The 19885-nt window shown below is 69.1% G+C and carries 9 protein-coding genes; all 9 read right to left on the reverse strand.

The features are described from left to right. Window positions 1-86: 86 nt before the first annotated feature. The 9 genes from MHZ35_RS07465 to MHZ35_RS07505 all read right to left on the reverse strand — a co-directional run bounded on the left by MHZ35_RS07465 (window position 87) and on the right by MHZ35_RS07505 (window position 19853). Window positions 87-2486: a glycogen/starch/alpha-glucan phosphorylase gene (locus tag MHZ35_RS07465; RefSeq protein WP_239435042.1), complete on the reverse strand. Its 2400-nt coding sequence runs from the start codon at window positions 2484-2486 to the stop codon at window positions 87-89. Window positions 2487-2544: 58 nt separating this feature from the next. Continuing rightward, window positions 2545-5004, reverse strand: a complete 2460-nt coding sequence (gene treY, locus MHZ35_RS07470; RefSeq protein ID WP_239435043.1) for a malto-oligosyltrehalose synthase — start codon at window positions 5002-5004, stop codon at window positions 2545-2547. Then, complete coding sequence (gene malQ, locus MHZ35_RS07475; protein WP_239435044.1) at window positions 5001-7001, reverse strand: 4-alpha-glucanotransferase; 2001 nt, start codon at window positions 6999-7001, stop codon at window positions 5001-5003. The genes treY and malQ overlap by 4 nt, the downstream gene beginning before the upstream one ends. Continuing rightward, the gene (gene treZ, locus MHZ35_RS07480; RefSeq protein WP_239435045.1) at window positions 6998-8710 is read right to left on the reverse strand and encodes a malto-oligosyltrehalose trehalohydrolase; all 1713 of its coding nucleotides are present in this window, start codon (window positions 8708-8710) and stop codon (window positions 6998-7000) included. The genes malQ and treZ overlap by 4 nt, the downstream gene beginning before the upstream one ends. Further along, window positions 8707-10857 carry a glycogen debranching protein GlgX gene (gene glgX / locus MHZ35_RS07485; RefSeq protein ID WP_239435046.1) on the reverse strand — a complete coding sequence of 717 codons (2151 nt, stop codon included), beginning with the start codon at window positions 10855-10857 and terminating at the stop codon, window positions 8707-8709. Before glgX ends, treZ begins: the two co-directional genes overlap by 4 nt. Continuing rightward, complete coding sequence (glgB, locus tag MHZ35_RS07490; protein WP_239435047.1) at window positions 10854-13040, reverse strand: 1,4-alpha-glucan branching protein GlgB; 2187 nt, start codon at window positions 13038-13040, stop codon at window positions 10854-10856. Before glgB ends, glgX begins: the two co-directional genes overlap by 4 nt. Continuing rightward, window positions 13037-16273 (reverse strand): maltose alpha-D-glucosyltransferase, encoded by a 3237-nt coding sequence (gene treS, locus MHZ35_RS07495; protein WP_239435048.1) that lies wholly within the window; start codon window positions 16271-16273, stop codon window positions 13037-13039. Before treS ends, glgB begins: the two co-directional genes overlap by 4 nt. Continuing rightward, entirely contained in the window at window positions 16270-19371 is a 3102-nt protein-coding gene (locus MHZ35_RS07500) for an alpha-1,4-glucan--maltose-1-phosphate maltosyltransferase (RefSeq protein WP_239435049.1), read from the reverse strand. Before MHZ35_RS07500 ends, treS begins: the two co-directional genes overlap by 4 nt. A gap of 146 nt (window positions 19372-19517) precedes the next feature. Continuing rightward, complete coding sequence (locus MHZ35_RS07505; RefSeq protein WP_239435050.1) at window positions 19518-19853, reverse strand: DUF2934 domain-containing protein; 336 nt, start codon at window positions 19851-19853, stop codon at window positions 19518-19520. Between the last annotated feature and the right edge of the window lie 32 nt (window positions 19854-19885).

Consider the following 19885-nt stretch of genomic DNA (forward strand, 5'->3'; position numbering starts at 1 on the left):
CGTATCTCTCCCGTTCGCGTTTGTCGTTATGGTTGCAGAACGCTTAATCCGGCGTCCGGGTTCTCTGGCGGCTTCTCTGGAGCAGGTCAGGCGACGTGCCAGATGTCGCGCGCATATTCGCGGATGGTCCGGTCCGACGAGAACCAGCCCATGCCGGCCACGTTGCGGATCGCCGCGGCACCCCAACCGGCGGGATCACGCCAGCGCCGGTCGACCTCGCGCTGGGCGGCGGCGTAGCTCTCGAAGTCCGCCGCCAGGAAGAACCGGTCATGGTCGTAGAGCTCGCCGACCAGCCCCGCATAGCGGCTAGGATCGTCGGGGGAGAAGACGCCGGAGGCGATCGCCGACAGTGCCTGGGCAAGTGCCGGGCAGCGCTCGATCATCTCGCGCGGATGATAGTTGCGGGCCCGTTCGGCGACCTGTTCGGCGGTGAGCCCGAAGATGACGATGTTCTCGTCGCCCACGCGCTCCTTGATCTCGATGTTGGCGCCGTCGAGGGTGCCGATGGTGAGGGCGCCGTTCAGCGCCAGCTTCATGTTGCCGGTGCCAGAGGCTTCCATGCCGGCGGTTGAGATTTGCTCGGAAAGATCCGCGGCCGGCATGATCCGCTCCGCCAGCGAAACATTGTAGTTGGGCAGGAACGCGACCTTCAGCAGGCCCTGTACCGTCGGATCGCCGTTGATCCGTCGCGCGATGTCGTTCGCCAGCTTGATGATCAGCTTGGCGTTCCAGTAGCTCGGTGCCGCCTTGCCCGCGAACAGCTTGACCCGGGGGACCCACTCGCGCTCCGGATGGCTGCGGATCTGGTCGTAGAGCGCCACCGTCTCGATGAGATTGAGCAGCTGGCGCTTATACTCGTGGATGCGCTTCACCTGCACGTCGAACAGCGCGTCCGGATCGAGCGACAGGCCCATCTCGGCCCGGATGTAATCGGCGAGTGCGACCTTGTTGTCCCGCTTCACCGCGGCGAAACGCTCGCGGAAGCTGGGATCGTCCGCGAGCGGAGCGAGGCGCGAGAGCTTGGCGGCATCGTCCTTGAACGCGGGGCCGATCCCGTCGGCGATCAGCGCCGTCAGCCCGGGATTGCACTCGTGCAGCCAGCGACGCGGCGTGATGCCGTTGGTCTTGTTGTTGATGCGCTCAGGATAGAGGCGATGAAGGTCCGCGAACACGGTCTTCTTCATGAGCTCGGTGTGCAGCGCCGCCACGCCGTTGATGCTGTGCGCGCCGGCAAAGGCCAGGTTGGCCATGCGCACCCGCCGCTCGCCGCCCTCGTCGATCAGGCTGATTGCAGCGATCGCGCGGTCATCGATCCCGGGCGTCTCGCGCGCTTCCTTCAGCAGCCGGGCGTTGATCGCGTAGACGAGCTGCATGTGCCGCGGCAGCAGCCGCTCGAACAGCGGCAGCGGCCAGCTTTCCAGCGCCTCCGGCAACAAGGTGTGGTTGGTGTAGCCGAACGTCGCGCGCGCGATGTCCCAGGCTTCGTCGAAGGCCACGCCGTGATGGTCGACCAGCAGCCGCATCAACTCGGCCACCGCCACGGCCGGGTGGGTATCGTTGAGCTGGATCGCGGCTTTTTCCGGCAACGTCGTGATGTCGCCGAAATACTGCATGTGCCGGCGCACGATGTCCTGGATCGACGCGGAGGAGAAGAAATACTCCTGCCGCAGCCGCAATTCCTGCCCCGCGGGGGTGGAGTCGGCGGGATAGAGCACGCGCACCAGCGTCTCGGCCGCGACCTGGCCGGCAAGCGCCCCCTGGTGGTCGCCGGCGTTGAACCGATCCAGCCGGATCGGGTCGAAGGCGCGCGCGGTCCACAGCCTGAGCGTGTTGACCCGCCGTCCGCGCCAACCGACCACGGGGGTATCCACGGCCAGTGCCTCCAGCCCCTCGGCCGGCTTCCAGTGGACGCGCCCGTTGTCCAGGCCGACGACCTCGCCGCCGAAGCCGACCAGATAGGCGCTCTCGCGCCGCTCGAACTCCCAGGGATTGCCGTGCGCGAGCCAGGTTTCGGGCAGCTCGACCTGCCAGCCGTCATCGATGCGCTGGCGGAACATGCCGTTCACGTAGCGGATGCCATAGCCATAGGCGGGCAGGTCCAGGCTCGCCAGGCTCTCCATGAAGCACGCCGCCAGACGTCCGAGGCCGCCGTTGCCCAGCGCCGCATCGGGCTCGATCGCCTCGATCTCGGCAAGGTCGATCCCGAGCTCCTCCAGCGCATCGCGCACCTCGGAGTCCCGGCCGAGGTTGGCAAGTGCGTCACGCAGCAGCCGGCCGATCAGAAACTCCAGGCTGAGATAGTAGACCCGCTTGGCACCGGCGGCGTGGGCGGCCCGCGTGGACTCCATCCACCGATCGATGATGTCGTTGCGCAGCGTCAGGATCGTCGCGGCGAGCCAGTCGTGCGGGTGCGCCGCCCGCTCGTCCTTGCCGATGCGGTGCTTGAGGGTGTCGACGATCTGCGCGGCAAGCGGGGACTGGGTCATGGGTGCGCCGTATCAAAGGGCAGGGAAGGAGCTTGTACCGCGCGGTCCCCCGCTGTCATTACGGAATGATAAGGATCGCGGTCGGTTCGTCGCAGAGCAGGGCGCCGACGCGCGTTTCGACGCCCTCCGGAAGCCCGTCCAGGACGGTATCGGCCCACCAGTCGCGAGCGGGTGTCGGCGTTTTGGTGCCGGCGGTCGCCTCTGCGGTCCGCAGCGCCACGACGGCGAGCAGCCTCTCTTCGCCCGCCGTCCTCGTGAAGGCGAGGACATGGTCGGCCTGGGGACCACGAACGTCGACCGGTCGATAATCGCCGCTGGCGAACAGCGCCGGGTGCTGGCGCCGCAATCCCAGCAGCCTTGCGATCAGCGCAAGCTTCTCCGCACCCTGCCGGCCGGGATCGGCGAGCAGCTGCGCGCGCAGCTCATAGTCGACGGGGCGGCGGTTGTCGGGATCGACCAGGCTATAGTCGGGCAGTTCGGTGCCCTGATAGCAGTCGGGTACCCCCGGGACTGTATAGCGTAGCGCCACCTGCGCCAGCGAGTTGGCGCGCGCCGGGGCCGCCGTCCTGGTGAGGAATGCCTGAAGGTCCGCGAGGAAGTCGCCCGACTTGCCCGGATCGAGCAGCGCCCGGACCAGCCCCTCGGCCGCGCCCTCATAGGCTTCGTTGGGAGCCTCCCACGAGGACCGCAGCTTGGCTTCCCGAAGCGCCTTCTGCTGCCAGGCGACGACGCGGTCGGCAAAGGCGACCAGGCCGTCGGCGTCGTCGATCGCCAAGCCGTCCGGCCAGGCGCCGAACAGGGTCTGGAAGAGCATGTAGACGTCACCCGGATCCACGCCATCCGCAAAGGGAGCGGCCAGGGCGTGCCAGCGCAGCACCGTCTCCCGCCAGGTGTCGGGCAGCTCGCTCAGCACTGCGAGGCGGGCGCGCATGTCCTCGCCGCGCTTGTGGTCGTGGGTGGCGGTCGCGAGCATGCCGCGCGGGAAGCGCTCGGCCCGGCCGACGGCATCGGCGTGAAACTCGGCGATGCTGGCGGAAAAGCGCGTCGCGTCGAAGCCGACGTCGTTGCGCGAGAGCAGGCGGCCGTAGCGGTAGAAGGCGGTGTCCTCCACCGCCTTGGCTGCGATCGGCGCCGAAAGCTGCTGGAAGCGGCGCACCGCCTCCGCCGCGAGTTCGGTGTCCCCCGGCCCTGTGCCGGCGAGCCATTCCAGCACGCGGTCGACCACCGCCTCCTCGCCGGGAGGCACATGGGCGGCGACGCGGTTGCGCGCGATCTCGCGGATCTCGGCGTCGCCCTCGGGCGCGGCGTCTCCGGTTCCGTAGGTGCGGTAGACGGGGAACACCCAGAGCAGGCGCTCGATCGCGCGGCGCAGCATGCCGCGGGTGAGGCCCTCGGTCTCGGGCGTGGAAGCGGCCAGCGCCGTGAAGGCCTGGACGCACCGCGTCAGCTGGCCTTCGAAAGCCCAGGCGAGCATGTGGCGCCGTGCCTCGAGCTCCTCGGCCTCGAAGTCCGCCGGGCGGCCGCTGATCTCCTCCCACAGCCGGTCGAGCGGGGCCTCGCCTTCCGGCGCGTGGAGGAGCGCGGCCACTTCCTCCATGAAGTCATAGCCGCTGGTGCCGTCGACGCCCCAGTCGTCCGACAGGGGCTCGCCCGCGCCCAAAATCTTCTCGATCACCAGATAGGCGGGGCCCGGCGGGGCGTCCGCCGGCCGGGGCGTGGCATCCAGGCGCGCACGCAGGGTACGGCAATAGCCGGCGGGATCGGTCAGCCCATCGACATGGTCGACCCGGACGCCATCGATCAGCCCCTCGGCATAGAGGCGCAAGGGGAGGGCGTGGACGGCCTCGAACACCTCGGGGTCTTCGATACGCAGGCCGGCGAGTTCGCTCACCGTGAAGAAGCGCCGCCAGTTGAGCGCGTCGTTGGCGGTGCGCCACGACGCCAGGCGGTAGTGCTGGCGCTCCAGCAGCGCGCGGATCTCCTGCGGATCGGTGATCGCGTCGCCCGCCTGGTCTTCGTCGCGCAGCGGGAAGCGGTGCTCGCCGTAGGCGGAGACGAAGCGCTTGCCGTCCTCGACGACGACCTCGATCGCGCCCTGCTCCAGTGCTTCCGACAGCGACGTGCCGAGCACCGGCAGCAGCACCGGCTCGCGCCAGTCGATGTCGAAGAAGCGGGCATAGGCGCTGCCCTGCCCGTGGGCGAGCACGTCCATCCACCAGCCATTCTCGCTGCCGGCGACGCCCATGTGGTTGGGCACGATGTCGATGATGACGCCCATGTCGCGCGCGCGCAGCGCCTTCACCAGGCTGCGAAACGCCTCCTCGCCGCCCAGTTCGGGATTGATCGTGGTCGGGTCGACCACGTCATAGCCGTGGGTCGAGCCCGAGCGTGCCGTCGTGATCGGCGACGCGTAGACGTGGCTCACTCCAAGCCGGTCGAGATAGGGAACCAGCGCCTCGGCATCGGCGAAGGTGAAGTCGCGGTGGAACTGGAAGCGATAGGTGGCGCGCGGAGTCATCCGTTCCTCATGGCGTTGATGCGGGCGACGCGCCGGGCGACGTCGGGCCGGTCGAGCAGCTCGGGGGTGGGCGCCGGCATGCGCCGCCGCCAATTGGGGTGTTCGTCGATCGTTCCGGGCAGGTTCGGCTGTTCCTCGGCGCCGATCAGGTCCTCGATCGGCAGGATCGCGAGTTCGCACGGCGTACCGGCGACGAAGGCGAGGGCGGCGTCCACCGCGGGCGCCGAATCGTCGGACGGCTCGGGCGCATCTGCCACGCCCGCGTCGCTGAACGCCTGCCACAGCAGCGCGCGTTCCTCGGCGCGGGTGGCGCGCTCGTCGGCTTCGACGGCATCGGGCCGGGTCCGACCCAGCCGCCAGTTCCAGTCGATGTCGCGCTCGACCCACCAGCCGGCGACGGTCGCCAGGTCATGGGTGCCGGTCATCGCCGCGGCCTCCTGCGACCAGCGGTCTGCAGGGATGAACCCGTCCTCATCGCGCTCGAACGGAAGCACGCGCATGCCCAGCATGCCGCGCTCGTCCATCTTCGGCCGGAAGCCTTCGGGCACGGTGCCCAGGTCCTCGCCGATCACCACCGCACGGGCGCGGTGCGATTCGATCGCGAGCACGCGCAGCATGTCGTCGAGCGGCATGGTCAGATAGGCGCCGTCGCGTGGCGACGCGCCCTCGGGCACCACCCACAGGCGGCGCAGGCCCAGCGCATGGTCGATGCGGATGCCGCCGGCATGGTCGAGCGCCGCGCGCAGCGTCGCGATGTACGGCTCGAACGCGGTCCGCTGGAGCGCGCGCGGGGAAAAGCCGGTGATGCCCCAGCTCTGCCCTTCCGGCCCGAGCAGGTCGGGCGGCGCGCCGAGCGACAGGCCGGTGAGCAGGTCGTCGCGGCGGCTCCACGCGTGGCTGCCGCCGCCGTCCATCCCCACGGCGAGGTCGGCGATCAGCCCCAGCGCCATGCCGCCATCGGTCGCGGCGCGCTGGGCAGCGTCCAGGCTGCGCTTCGCCAGCCACTGGCAGAAGAGGTAGAAGTCCACCTCCTCCGCATGCTCGGCCGCAAAGCGCGCGACGGCGTCGCCGGCAGGATCGTGGAAGACGGCCGGCCAACCCTGCCAACCCGTCGCGCCGCTCTCCTGGAAGAAGTGCGCGTGCAGCGCCTCGAAGCGGGCATGGCGCAGCAGTTCGTCCCCGCCCTTGCGCGCATAGTCGGCTACCTCGGCGCGCACCGCGTCGCTGCGGGCGGCAAAGGCGGCACGCAGCTGGCGCAGCCGGGCAGGGATCGCGGCGCTCCAGTCGATCAGTTCGGCGGAGGCAGGCTCTTCGACGTTCGCGCCAGCCAGCGCGGGATCGGCGTAGAGGATGTTGAGGAACAGCCGGCTCGACGGCGCATAGGGGCTGTAGCGACTGGCGTCCGCGGGGAACAGCGCATGGACGGGGCTGATCGCCAGCGCGTCGGCACCCTTGCCGGCAAAGGCGCGCGCGGCTTCCGCCAGCGTGCCGAAGTCGCCAAATGCACGGTGCGGATCGCGCAGGCCTGCGATCTGAACGGCGGTTCCCCACAGGCGCTTGCCGCCGGCCGCGTCAGCCACCCCGAAGCAGCGGCGCGGGGCGATCGCCAGACGGATCGTGTGGTCGCCCTGCACCAGCTGATAGTAGCCGGGCACGTCGATCGCCGGCAGGCTTAGGCCGGACCGGTCCTTTGTGAGGGTGACGGAACGCCGATCGCCCGCCTCCGTCACGAGCTCAACGGGCCCTTCGCGCAGGCAACCAGCGGGCAGCGCCACCGGCTTGCCCACATCTGCCGAAACGAAGCTGCACGATGCGGCTTGGTCCTCGGCAAGGTGCCGGCGGCTCTCGGCAATCGCGGCGGGGCTGTCCGCGGGCAGGCCGAGCGCCGCGAGCACGGCGACCAGCGCCTCGTCCGACACGCGCTGTGGGTCGCCGGCGGCGTCCTCCCAGTCGATCAGCAGCCCCGCTTCGGTCGCGAGGCTGTGGAGCGGGCTCATGCCTCCACCCAGACGGCGACGCTCGCGGGCGCGCCCGGTTCGCCGTGCGCGAACAGCGGCTGCGCGAGCTCGGGGAAAGAAACCCCCGTGTCGCCCAGGTTCAGCGCGATGGTCAGCGTCGCACCGTCGCCCATTCGCCAACGGGCGACCACCGCCGCCTCGCCGACCGCTTCGGCACCCAGGCTGGTCGTGCCCTTCAGCCGCGGGACGATGTGAGTGTGGCGGAGTCCCAGCAGTTCGCCGTAGAGCGCGCGCCACGCGGCGACCTCCGGTCCGGGCTCCGGACGCGACTGGTCGAAGGTGCTGCGGGCGTTGGGATCGGGGATGCGCGCGCGCGCTTCCGGATCGGCAAAGGCCTCGAACTTCGCGAATTCCTTGCGCCGGCCCTCGCGCACCGCATCGGCGAGCTCGTCGTGGAAGTCGGTGAAGAACAGGAACGGCGCCCGGCTGCCCTCACTGTCACCCATGAACAGCAGCGGGATCTGCGGGCCCAGCAGCAGCAGCGCGGTCGCGGCGCGCAGCTTGTCGGCGTCGGCGAGCAGCGTCAGCCGCTCGCCCATCGCGCGGTTGCCAACCTGGTCGTGGTTCTGGAGGAACGACACGAAGGCCGTCGGCGGCAGGTGGCCGCTCTTGCTCCCCCGCGGCTTGCCATCGTGGTTGGGCGAACCTTCACCCTGGTAGATGAAGCCTTCCGCCAGGCAGCGCGCCAGCCGCTCGGCCGGCTTTTCCGCGAAATCCTGGTAATAGGCGCTGCTCTCCCCCGTCAGCAGGACGTGCAGCACATTGTGGAAGTCGTCGTTCCACTGCGCATTGAACCGATCAGCACCGAGACGCTGGGCGTCGTTTTCCTCATTCTCCAGCACCAGATGCACGTGCCGATCCGGGCCGACCGCCTCGCGCAGCTCGGTTGCCATGGCATCGAGGAAGCCAGGGTTGCCGATCGCGTGGACCGCGTCGAAGCGCAGGCCGTCGATCCGATATTCCTCCAGCCACATGCGTGCGTTGTCGACAAAGAAGCGGTGCACCGGCTCCGCATCGACCGCGACCGCGCCGCCCCAGGGGGTATGCACGTCGCTGTGAAAGAAGCCGCCCGCATAGGCGCCCAGGTAGTTACCGTCCGGCCCGAAGTGGTTGTAGACCACGTCCAGGAACACCATCAGCCCCAGCGCATGGGCGCGATCGACCAGCGCCTTCAGCTCCTCAGGGGACCCATAGGCCTCGGCCGGGGCATAGGGGAGCACCCCGTCATAGCCCCAGTTGCGGGTGCCGCCGAACGCGTTGACCGGCATCAGCTCGATCGCGGTGACGCCCAGGTCGGCGAGCGCCGGAAGCCGTTCGGCGACGCCCGCGAACCCGCCCAGCACGCCCGCATGGACTTCCTCGATCACGGCCTCTTCCCACGGCCGGCCGACCCAGTCGGAAGTGGTCCAGCGATAGGCGTCGGGATCGACAACCACGCTCCAGCCGTGCACGCCGCCCGCCTGCGCACGCGCGGCGGGATCGGGCACCGCCAGGTCCGCGTCGAGGCGGAAGCGATAGCGGGCACCGGCACCGACCGGCGCCTCGGCCGAGAACCAGCCGTCCTCGTCGCGGGTCATGGCGACAGCCTGGCCCCCGTCGATTTCCAGCGTCACCTCCGGCCGGTCGGGTGCCCAGAGGCGGAACCGGGTCCGGTCGGCGGCGACCGGCGTCGCGCCCCAGCTGCTCACGCGGTCTGCTCCTCCGGTGCGGCTTCCGAATCGGCCGGCGCTTCCGGCTCGGCGATGTCGGCGACCCAGCGGATCAGCGCCGCGCTCTGCGGGCCGAGTTCATATTCGTTGCCGATCTCGAACGCGTCCTCCTCCGGCCGGGCGCTGTCCACCAGAACGGTACGCGGCACGTCCGGAGCGGGCAGGGTGAAGGTGATCGCGTCGCCGGACGCGTTCAGCAGCAGCGTCATGCCCTCGATCCGGCCGTCCTCCAGCTGGCGCGCACGGCGCATGACCAAGGCACGGCCTTCCGGATTGTTCCAGTCGTCCGAGCTCAGCGGCTGGCCCTGCTCGTCCCACCATTCCAGGTCGTTGATATCGGTGCCCGGCAGCTTCTCCGCATGGAGGAAGCTCGGCGCTCGCAGCAGCTCGTGCTGGTGACGCAGGGCGATCAGCCGCGACGTGAACGCAAGCAGCGCCTGCCCCTCCGGCGTGTCGCGCTTGCTCCAGTCCACCCAGCCGATCTCATTGTCCTGGCAATAGGCGTTGTTGTTGCCCCCCTGGCTGCGCCCGAACTCGTCGCCGGAAAGCAGCAGCGGCGTGCCGAGCGAGGTGAACAGGGTCGTGAGCATCGAGCGCATGACCCGCTGGCGCGCATCGTTGATCGCCGGATCGTCGGTCGGACCTTCCACGCCCCAGTTGCGCGAGTAGTTCTCGCTGTGGCCGTCGCGATTGTCCTCGCCATTCGCTTCGTTGTGGCGCTGCTCGTAGGCGACCGTGTCGGCGAGCGTGAAGCCGTCGTGTACCGCCAGCGCGTTGACACTCGCCCACGGGCGCCGCGCGCGACGGTCGAACAGGTCGCTCGATCCGGAGATGCGCGCTGCCAGTTCGCCGCGCATTGAAGGATCGCCGCGCCAGTATTTGCGCACGCCGTCGCGATACTTGTCGTTCCACTCGGCAAAGCTGGGTGGGAAGTTGCCGAGCTGGTAGCCGCCGGGGCCGATGTCCCAGGGCTCCGTCGACAGCTTCAGCCGGCCCAGGATCGGATCCTGGCGGATCACGTCGAAGAAGGCGGCGCCGGGGTTGAAGCCATGTTCCTCGCGGCCGAGCGTCAGGCCGAGATCGAAGCGGAAGCCGTCGATCCCGAACGAGGTCGCCCAGTAGCGCAGCGAATCCGCCACCATCTGGATGACGCGCGCCTTTTCCAGGTTGAGCGTGTTGCCCGTTCCGGTGTCGTTGATCGTGTAGCGCGGATTGTCCTGGACGTGACGATAATAGGTCGCGTTGTCGAGCCCGCGCCACGAGAGCGTAGGGCCGCGCTCCGATCCTTCGCAGGTGTGGTTGTAGACCACGTCCATGATCACCTCGAGCCCGGCGGCATGGAGGCGACGGACCGCCAGGCGCAGCTCGTTATGGCTGTTGCCGGCGAAATAGCTCTGCTCAGGCGCGAAATAGCTGAGGGTGTTGTAGCCCCAATAGTTGCGCAGGCCCTTTTCCTGCAGGAACCGGTCCTGCACGAACGCATGGATCGGCATCAGCTCGACGGCGGTGACGCCCAGCCGCTTGAGGTGGTCGATCACCCGCGGGTGGCTGAGCGCCGCAAAGGTGCCGCGTTCCTGGGGCGCGACCTCTTCGAACAGCTTGGTCAGTCCCTTGGCATGCGCCTCGTAGATCACCGTGTCCGACCATGGGGTGTTCGGACGGATGTCGCCCGACCAGTCGAAATGCGTGTCGACCACCACGCCCTTGGGCATGGCGGGTGCGCTGTCGCGCCGGTCGAAGCTCAGGTCTTCGCGGCGCGAGCGGACCTGATAGCCGTGCAGCGCGTCGGTCCAGCGGACCTCGCCGTGCAGCTGCTTGGCATAGGGGTCCAGCAGCAGCTTGTTGGGGTTGAAGCGATGCCCTTCCTCGGGCGCATAGCGGCCATAGGCGCGATAGCCGTAGAGGAGGCCGGGACGGGCCTCGGGCAGATAGCCGTGCCAGACCTCGTCGGTCCACTCGGTCAGCTCATAGCGCTTGATCTCGCGCCGTCCGGTCGGTTCGAAGACGCAGAGCTCGATCTTCTCGGCATTGGCGGAGAAGACGGCGAAGTTTACGCCCAGACCGTCAAACGTCGCGCCGAGCGGATAGGGCGAACCGGCTTCGAGCCGGTCGGGTAGGCTGTTCAACGAGGACCCCCTTCGAATCGTAGCACCACCGCTGCGAGCGGGGGCAACACGACGTCCGCACTGGCCGGCTGGCCGTGCAGGGGCGTCGCGGAGGCGGTAACCATTCCACCGTTGCCGATGTTCCCGCCGCCGTAAATTTCTGCATCACTATTAAGGACTTCGCGCCACTGGCCGGCGCGCGGGAGGCCGATCCGGTAGCCATGGCGCGGCTCGGGCGTCATGTTGAGCAGCACCACGCAGGACGCGGCCCGCCCGTCGCCATAGCGGGCATAGACAAAGACGCTGTTCTCCGCGTCGTCGCCCACGATCCAGTCGAACCCGGACGGGTCGGCGTCGCGGGCATGGAGCGCGGGCTCGCTCGCGTAGAGCGTGTTGAGGTCGCGTATGAGACGCTGGATGGCGGCATGCTCGGGCCGGTCGAGCAGGTCCCACCGCACCTGTGCGTCGTGGTTCCACTCCGTATCCTGGGCGAGCTCGCCGCCCATGAACAACAGCTTCTTGCCCGGATGCGTCCACATGAAGCCGAAGTACGCCCGCAGGTTCGCCAGCTGGCGCCAGCGGTCGCCCGGCATCTTGCCCAGCAGCGATCCCTTGCCGTGCACCACCTCGTCATGGCTGAGCGGCAGCACGAATTTTTCGGAGAATGCGTACACCAGCCCGAAGGTCAGCTCGCCATGATGCCAGCGCCGATACATCGGGTCGCGCTCCACATATTGGAGCGTGTCGTGCATCCAGCCCATGTTCCACTTGTAGGTAAAGCCGAGGCCTCCCTGGTGGACGGGTGCGGTGACGCCCGCCCAGGCGGTGGACTCCTCGGCCAGCGTGATCGCGCCGGGGCAGCGTTCGGCGACCAGCGTGTTCATGCGCTTGAGGAACTCGACCGATTCCAGATTCTCGCGCCCGCCGTGGATGTTGGGCACCCATTCGCCGGCGTTACGGCTGTAGTCGCGGTACAGCATCGAGGCGACCGCATCGACGCGCAGCCCGTCGATGTGGAACGTCTCCAGCCACCACAAGGCCGAGGCGAGCAGGAACCCCGCCACCTCGCGCCGGCCGAGATTGTAGATCAGCGTGTTCCAGTCCTGGTGGAACCCCTCGCGCGGATCGGCATGCTCATAGAGGTGCGTCCCGTCGAACTGGGCGAGGCCGTGCGCATCGGTCGGAAAATGCGCGGGCACCCAGTCCAGGATGACGCCGATGCCGGCGCGGTGGCACGCGTCGACGAAGCCCGCGAACTCTTCCGGAGAGCCGAAGCGCGCCGACGGCGCGAACTGCGACAGCGGCTGGTAACCCCAGGAGCCGCCGAACGGATGCTCCATGATCGGGAGCAGCTCGACATGGGTGAAGCCCATGTCCGCGACATAGGGAATCAGCCGCTCGGTCAGCCCCTGCCAGTCGAGCGTGCCAAGCGCGTCACCGTCGGGCCGCAGCCAGGAGCCGGCATGCACTTCGTAGATCGACAGCGGCGCGTTCGGAGCCTGCCGGCGTCCGCGCTCGGCCATCCAGTCGGCATCGTGCCAGCGGTAGTCCGGTGCCGGCGCGACGATCGAGCCGGTGGCCGGCGGCGCCTCCGTCTGGCGGGCGAGCGGATCGGCCTTTTGCACGATGCGCCCATCCGCGCCGAGGATCTCGTACTTATAGTGGGCACCCGGGCCGATGCCGGGGACGAACAGCTCCCACACGCCGGCACCATGATGGCGGCGCATCAGGTTGCGGCGGCCGTCCCAGCCGTTGAAGTCGCCGATCACCGACACGCGGCGCGCGTTCGGGGCCCAAACGACGAAGCTGACGCCCTCCACGCCCGCGACGGTGCGCGGCTGGGCGCCGAACACGCGCGCCAGATCCCAGTGGCGGCCCTCGTTGAACAGGTGGAGGTCGAGGTCGCCGAGCACCGGGCCGAAGCTATAGGTGTCCTCGATCTCCTGTACCCAGCCGCCCGGCCAGCGGATGGCCAGGCGATAGGGCACGTCCTCGGCAAGCGTGCCCGTCCACAGGCCGCCGTCGCAGCTGAGTTCGCCGAGGGAGCGGCCGTCGTCGCGCGTGATCAGCGCGACCGCCTCCGCACCCGGGTGGAAGCTGCGGACGACACGGCGGCCGTCCTCTTCATGCACCCCCAGCAGCGCGAACGGGTCGTCCAGCGTTCCAGCGCGCAGCGCGCCTGCGAGTGCGCCAACATCGGTCATGCGAAATCCTCGTTGAGCAGGCGGGCCGCGGCGCGGGCGAGGCCCAGCGCCGGCACGGCGATCCAGTCGGGCCGGTTGGCCGCCTCGTAGGCGACCTCATAGGCCGCCTTTTCGAGCAGGAAGAGGTCGAGCAGCGGGTCGCCGGCACCGGAATGGGGGAGCACGCCGCTCTCCGCCGCCGCTTCGCCATAGCCCGCCAGGAACGCCTCGATCGCGGAGCTGCCGAAGCGCGCATAGCGCCGCGTGGCGCGTGCCTCCTCGCGCTCGGCGCTGAACGGCAGGTTGCGCTCTGCCACCGCTGCCGCATAGTCGAACGAGCGCAGCACGCCGGCGACGTCGCGCAGCGCCAGGTCCTTGGCACGACGCTCGGCGAGCGGCTTGGCAGGCTCACCTTCGAAGTCGATCAGCATCACGTCGCTGCCGGTCACCAGCACCTGGCCCAGGTGCAGGTCGCCGTGGATGCGCGTGCGGGCGCGTCCTTCCGCACTGCGCGCGACGGCGCCCACGCGCTCCATCAGCGCGGCACGCTGCTCCGCCAGGCGGGCGAGCGCCGCATCGGCCTCCTCGCTGCCCAGCGACACGCCCTCCAGCATCAGCAGCGCGCGGTCGAGCTGCCCCGCCACGCGACCGCCCAGCCGATCGGCTTCCGCCGCGCTCATCGGCTCGGGCGCGAAGGCGGCGTCGTCGCTGTCCCGCGCCAGGACGGCGTGCATTTCGGCAAGGCGGCGGCCGAAGTTCGTCGCGAAGTTGCGATAGTTGGCGAAGTTCGCATCCTCGTCGGTGGCGAGGCGCTCGAGCACGCCGAGCGTCCACTGCCAGCCGTCGCCCTGGTTATAGACGAAGGCCTGCGCCAGCATCACCAGCGTCTCGCGATCGCCCTCGACGCGGGTCACGGTGCCGAGCATCGGCGGCACGTTGGCAAAGCCGTGGCCGGAGAGATAGCGCACCATCTCCACGTCCGGATGGATGCCAGGTGCCACCTTGCGCAGCAGCTTCAGCACGGCGCGCTGTCCCAGCACCAGCGTGCTGTTCGACTGTTCGGCCGCGAGCCATTCGGGCGCGGCGTCCGGCTCCAGGTCGAAGCCGTCGAACGCGGTGAAGCGCAGCTCGCCGCCGTCTGCGAGCGAGACCACCGTGTTGTGGTGGAGCGCCTGCACCACCGAGCGCCCGAAGCCTTCCAATGCGAAGCCGTCGGTCAGCAGGCCGACCGTGCGGCCGCGGCGCACCCGCGCCAGCGCGAGGTTCGACGCGAACGGCCCGGTGTTCTCGCCCTCCCAGGCGATGCCGAGCGGCAGCATGTAGGTGGCGGTGCCGCTGTCGGTTACGACCTCGATCTCGCCCAGCAGCAGGTCTTCGGCTGCTGGCATCGGCGTCGACCGGACCAGATGGACCGAGGCGATCGTCTCGTCCTTCGCCCCGAACCAGCGGCGCTGGGTCAGGTAGCTCGGCAGCAGGTCCTTTTCGAGGACACCGCGGTTGGCGCCCAATGCGACGTCCGCCAATTCCGGCCGCAGTACGAAGGTGTAGCGCTCGATCTCGCTCGCCGGAGCACCGCTCGACCAGCCGGGACCTTCCGCGTCCGCGGCAAGGCGGAACCAGAGGAAGCCATAGGGCGGCAGCGTCAGCAGATAGGGAAGCTGGCCGACCTTGGGGAAGGGCGTGCTGCCGAGCAGCTCGACGGGGGTGCGGCCTTCGAACTCGTGCAGGTCGAGCTCCACCGCCTGCGCCGTGCGGCCAAGGTTGGCGACGCACAGGATGGTGTCGCCCTCATGCTCGCGCAGATAAGCCAGGATCTTGCGGTTGGCGGGGCGCAGGAAGCGCTGGGTACCGCGCCCGAACGCCTGGTATTCGCGGCGCACGGCGAGCATCCGCTTGAGCCAGTTGAGCAGCGAGTGGCGATCGCGCTCCTGCGCCTCCACGTTCACCGCCTGATAGCCGTAGAGCGGGTCCATGATCGCGGGCAGCGCCAGCGCGGGAGGATCGGCGCGCGAGAAGCCGCCGTTGCGATCCGGCGACCATTGCATCGGCGTGCGCACGCCGTCGCGATCGCCCAGATGGATGTTGTCGCCCATGCCGATCTCGTCGCCATAATAGAGCACGGGGGTGCCCGGCATGGTCAGCAGCAGCGCGTTCATCAGCTCGACGCGGCGCCGGTCGCGCTCCATCAGCGGCGCAAGCCGGCGGCGGATGCCCAGGTTGATGCGCGCGCGCCGGTCTGCGGCATAGGTGTTCCACAGGTAATCGCGCTCGGCATCGGTCACCATTTCGAGCGTCAGCTCGTCATGATTGCGCAGAAAGATCGCCCATTGGCAGTTTTCGGGAATCTCCGGCGTTTGACGCATGATGTCGGTGATCGGGAAGCGATCCTCCTGCGCCACCGCCATGTACATGCGCGGCATCAGCGGGAAGTGGAACGCCATGTGGCATTCGTCGCCCTGCTCGCCGAAATACTGCTGCGTGTCCTCCGGCCACATGTTCGCCTCGGCCAGCAGCATCCGGTCGGGATAATGCGCGTCGAGGTCGGCGCGGATCTTCTTCAGGACGTCGTGGGTTTCGGGCAGATTCTCGTTCGAGGTGCCGTCGCGCTCGATCAGATAGGGGATCGCGTCGAGCCGCAGCCCGTCCACGCCCAGGTCGAGCCAGAAGTGCATCACCGACAGCACTTCCTTCAGCACCTCGGGATTGTCGAAGTTCAGGTCGGGCTGGTGGCTGTAGAAGCGATGCCAGAAATACTGCCCGGCGACCTCGTCCCAGGTCCAGTTCGACTTTTCGGTGTCGAGGAAGATGATGCGGGTGCCGGAATAGATCTTGTCATCGTCCGACCAGACGTACCAGTCGCGCTCGGGCGATCCCTTGGGCGCATGGCGCGCGCGCTGGAACCACGGATGCTGGTCCGAGGTGTGGTTGATCACCAGCTCGGTGATGACGCGCATGCCGCGCTCGTGCGCCGCGGCGATGAAGTCGCGCGCGTCGTCCATCGTGCCGTAATCGGGGCTGACGTCGCGATATTCGGCGATGTCATAGCCGTCGTCGCGCCGGGGCGACGGATAGAAGGGCAGCAGCCACAGCGTGTTGACGCCCAGGTCGGCCAGATAGTCGAGCTTCGACATCAGCCCCTTGAAGTCGCCGATGCCGTCGTTGTTGGCGTCGAAGAACGACTTCACGTGCAACTGGTAGATGACCGCGTCCTTGTACCACAGCGGATCCTGGTCGTGGGCGGCTGCGGCGGTCATGCGAAGTCTCCGGGGGCGATGCGCCAGATGCGATAGGGCTGTTCGGGGTCGAGGCGGATGTGCTGGTGCTTGCCGTGCCAGCGGAAGCGGTGGCCGGCGGCGAGGTCCTCCACCGCGACGCTGCCGTCGTCCGGAATGCCGAACTCCCACAGCGGGATTTCGAACGCGGCATCCTGTCCGTGGTGCGGATCGAGGCTCACCATCACCAGCAGCATCTCGCTGCCGTCCGGCGCGGGCTTGGCGTAGAAGATCACCCGGTCGTTGTGCGCGGGCAGGAAGCGGGTGTTGAGGTGCGTCTGCAACGCCGGATGCGCGCGGCGCAGGCGGTTCAGCAGCGTGATGTCGCCGATGATGTTGCCGGGCGCCTGCCAGTCGCGCGGCTTGACGATATACTTTTCGGAATCGTGATATTCTTCCTTGCCGGGCACCGGCGCCGCCTCGCACAGCTCGAAGCCCGAATAGACGCCGAACAGCCCCGACAGCGTCGCCGCCAGCACCGCGCGGATGCGGAAGCCCGGCCGGCCCGAGGTCTGCAGGAACACCGGGTTGATGTCCGGCGTGTTGACGAAGAAGTGCGGCCGGTAGAACTCCTTGGGCGCGGTCGTCGTCAGCTCGGTGACATAGTCGGTCAGCCCCTGCTTGTCGTCGCGCCAGGTGAAGTACGTATAGCTCTGCGAGAAGCCGATCTTGCCGAGCCGGTACATCATCGACGGGCGCGTGAACGCCTCCGCCAGGAAGATGACGTCGGGGTGTTCGGCGCGCACCTCGCCGATCATCCACTCCCAGAAGGGCAGCGGCTTGGTGTGCGGGTTGTCGACGCGGAAGGTTTTTACCCCGCGCTCGACCCACAGCAGGATCACGTCGCGCAGCGCCGTCCACAGGCCGGGCACCGCGTCGGGTCCGTAGAAATCGACGTTGACGATGTCCTGGTACTTTTTGGGCGGGTTCTCGGCGTACTTCATCGAGCCGTCCGGCCGCCATGCGAACCAGCCGGGATGCTCGGTGAGCCAGGGATGGTCGGGGGAGGCCTGGATCGCGAAGTCGAGTGCGATCTCCAGCCCGTGCGCGCGCGCCGCCTCTACCAGCCGGGCGAAGTCCTCAGGCGTGCCCAACTGCGGATGGATCGCGTCGTGCCCGCCCTCGGCGCTGCCGATCGCATAGGGGCTGCCGGGATCGTCGGGCCCTGCGGTCAGCGTGTTGTTCGGGCCCTTGCGATGCGTGCGCCCGATCGGGTGGATCGGCGGAAAATAGAGCGTGTCGAAGCCCATGTCGCGCACCGCCGGCAGGCGCGCGATCACGTCGTCGAAGGTGCCGTGGCGGCTGGCATCCTCGGTCTGCGAGCGCGGGAACAGCTCGTACCAGCTGGAGAAACGTGCCGTCAGCCGCTCGGCATCGACGATCTGCGGTTCGGAGCGCAGCCGGTGCGGACGGTCGTCGGCCATATCCATCAGCGCGGCGAGCTCGGGCGATAGCAGCAGCGTGGCGCTGTCGGCGCCTTCGCTCGCTGCCTCCAGTCGCGCGTGCCAGTCGGCCAGCGTGGTGCGTGCCTCGCCCTGCGACCGCGCCACCGCCTCGGCCACCAGTGCCCGTCCCTCGGCATGATCGACCGGCTGCGCGACACCGGCGTCGAGCTTCTTGGTGAAGTCGCGCCGGAACCCGCCGAACCGGTCAAGCCAGCCCTCGACCGCATATTCGTAGCGGCCGAGCCGTTCGAGGGCGAAGCTGCCACGCCACAGGTCGTTCGGCAGTTGCGTCATGCGCGCGACGCGCCAGTTCGCCTCGTCCACCGCGCGCCAGTGCAGTTCGACCGCGAGTTGCTCGTGACCGTCGGTGAACACCGTCGCCTCGACCGGCACTTCCTCGCCGACCACCCGCTTGACCGGGAAGGCGCCGCCATCGACGCGCGGGTGGAGGTCCTCGACCACCAGCCGCGGGGAGGCGGCACCAATGCCGACGGCGTCGGGCGTCACCGCGATGCGGATCGGCGACGCACGCCGCGCGGCGACCAGCCGCACTTCGCCTCCGGCGAGCGGCGTGCCGACGTCACCCTCCGCGCTGAGGACGGAGAAGTCTGCGAACGCGGAGCCCATATATTCGCGCACCAGTGCCGGGGAGGGCAGCGGCTTCGGCGTATCGCTGCGGTTCACGAATATCAGCAGCGCTTCGGATGCTTCGCGCACGTCGCTCGCATCCGCGCGCAGCAGCACGCCGACAGGAGCCTGCGGCCCGGTGAGCGCCCGCATCTCGCCATCGAAGCGTTCCGCGGCCTGTGCGACTTCCAGCGCATGGCGCACGGCCTGCGCCAGATCCGGGCTGCCTGCGAACAGGTCGGCCGGCACGATGATGCCGTTGGCGCTTGCGGCCGCCATTGCGAGCGTCCGTGCGAGGGCCGAGGGCGCGTCCGCATCTCCGCTGGTCGGCGCCGACACCTCGGCCAGGAGCGGCGCCTGGCCGCGCAGCTCCTCATACTCCTCCACCAGCCACGGTGCACGAAGGTCCCACCACGCATAGGAGGAGGTGATCGCGGTGAGCCCTGCCGAGGCGAGGGCGCGCACCTGCGGCCGCGACAGCTCCGGCGCCCCGCTGATGAAGCGCGCGTCGGGATGCCGTTCCCGTACGGCCGAGATCAGCCCGATCAGCGTTTCCGGCGGGATGCGATCCGTTCCAAGCAGCCGGAAGCCCGTAACCCCCGCGTCGAGGAGGGCGGAGAGCCGCTCCACCAGCACCGGGAGCAGCAGCGCCGCGGCCTCGGACGTACGCAGCCGCGCGCGCGCCTCGCCGGTCGCCTGTGCAGGCTGGCGGGGATCCACGGGGCCGCCGCCAGCGCTGGCGCGCCGGATAGCAAATGCTTCCGGGTGGCTGGCGAGCAGCGGGTGATCGATCGGTGCGCGGTCGAGGGGCAGCGCGACCAGCAGCGCGAGCCCCGCCTCTGCGCAGGCTCCGGGGAGTGCGGGCGGCACCAGCTCCGCTTCCCCGAGCACCGGGGCGTCTGCGCGCCACAGCACGCCGTCGAAACGGGCGGCAGCGGCATCGGTCAGCAGGCGCTCAGGAAGAGGAAAGGCGGTGATCGAGAGGAGGCGGGAGACGAACTGCGGCAAAAGTGACCTCCATCACGGGAACCTGCAATCAACATCGGCCGGGGCGCATCGTTCCGCCCCCGCCGCAAGGATTTGCGGCAGGCCGGCGGGCGATCCCGTCGAGGGGTTTTGCGCGCGTGCCGCTTCTCGGGCGGCACGCCCGGCGATCAGGCTTTGGCGCTGCCCGATTTGCGCTTGGCGGGGGTGCTTGCCGCCTTCTTCGGGGCGGCCGCTCGCTTCGCCTTGGGCGCCTCCGCGACGGCTGCGACGCCTTCACCCGCCGTCGCGGCCTGGGCGGCCGGCGTCGTCTTGGGCGCGGTGCTCCGCGACGCGCGCGCCTTCTTTGGTGCCGGCGTCACTTCGCTATCCGTCGAGGCCGCGGCCTGAGCGTCGATCTCGCGGCAGGCGGCGTCCCAGTGGCGTTCATGCTCGCCTTCGGGCTGGCCTTCCTCCAGCCACATCGCATGGGCGCGCTCGCGGATACGGTGCTCTCGATCGTTCAACTTCACTCTCCCAGGTCCGGCATGTGCCGGGA

It is taken from the genome of Sphingomonas sp. ACRSK (assembly GCF_022346685.1).
In the GTDB taxonomy this organism is placed as follows: Bacteria; Pseudomonadota; Alphaproteobacteria; order Sphingomonadales; family Sphingomonadaceae; genus Sphingomonas; species Sphingomonas molluscorum.

What these genes read in the sequence shown, in the direction of transcription:
- MHZ35_RS07465 (WP_239435042.1), bottom strand. Translation starts at nt 2,486, where the DNA reads ATGACCCAGTCCCCGCTTGCCGCGCAGATCGTCGACACCCTCAAGCAC.
- treY (WP_239435043.1), bottom strand. Translation starts at nt 5,004, where the DNA reads ATGACTCCGCGCGCCACCTATCGCTTCCAGTTCCACCGCGACTTCACC.
- malQ (WP_239435044.1), bottom strand. Translation starts at nt 7,001, where the DNA reads ATGAGCCCGCTCCACAGCCTCGCGACCGAAGCGGGGCTGCTGATCGAC.
- glgB (WP_239435047.1), bottom strand. Translation starts at nt 13,040, where the DNA reads ATGACCGATGTTGGCGCACTCGCAGGCGCGCTGCGCGCTGGAACGCTG.
- treS (WP_239435048.1), bottom strand. Translation starts at nt 16,273, where the DNA reads ATGACCGCCGCAGCCGCCCACGACCAGGATCCGCTGTGGTACAAGGAC.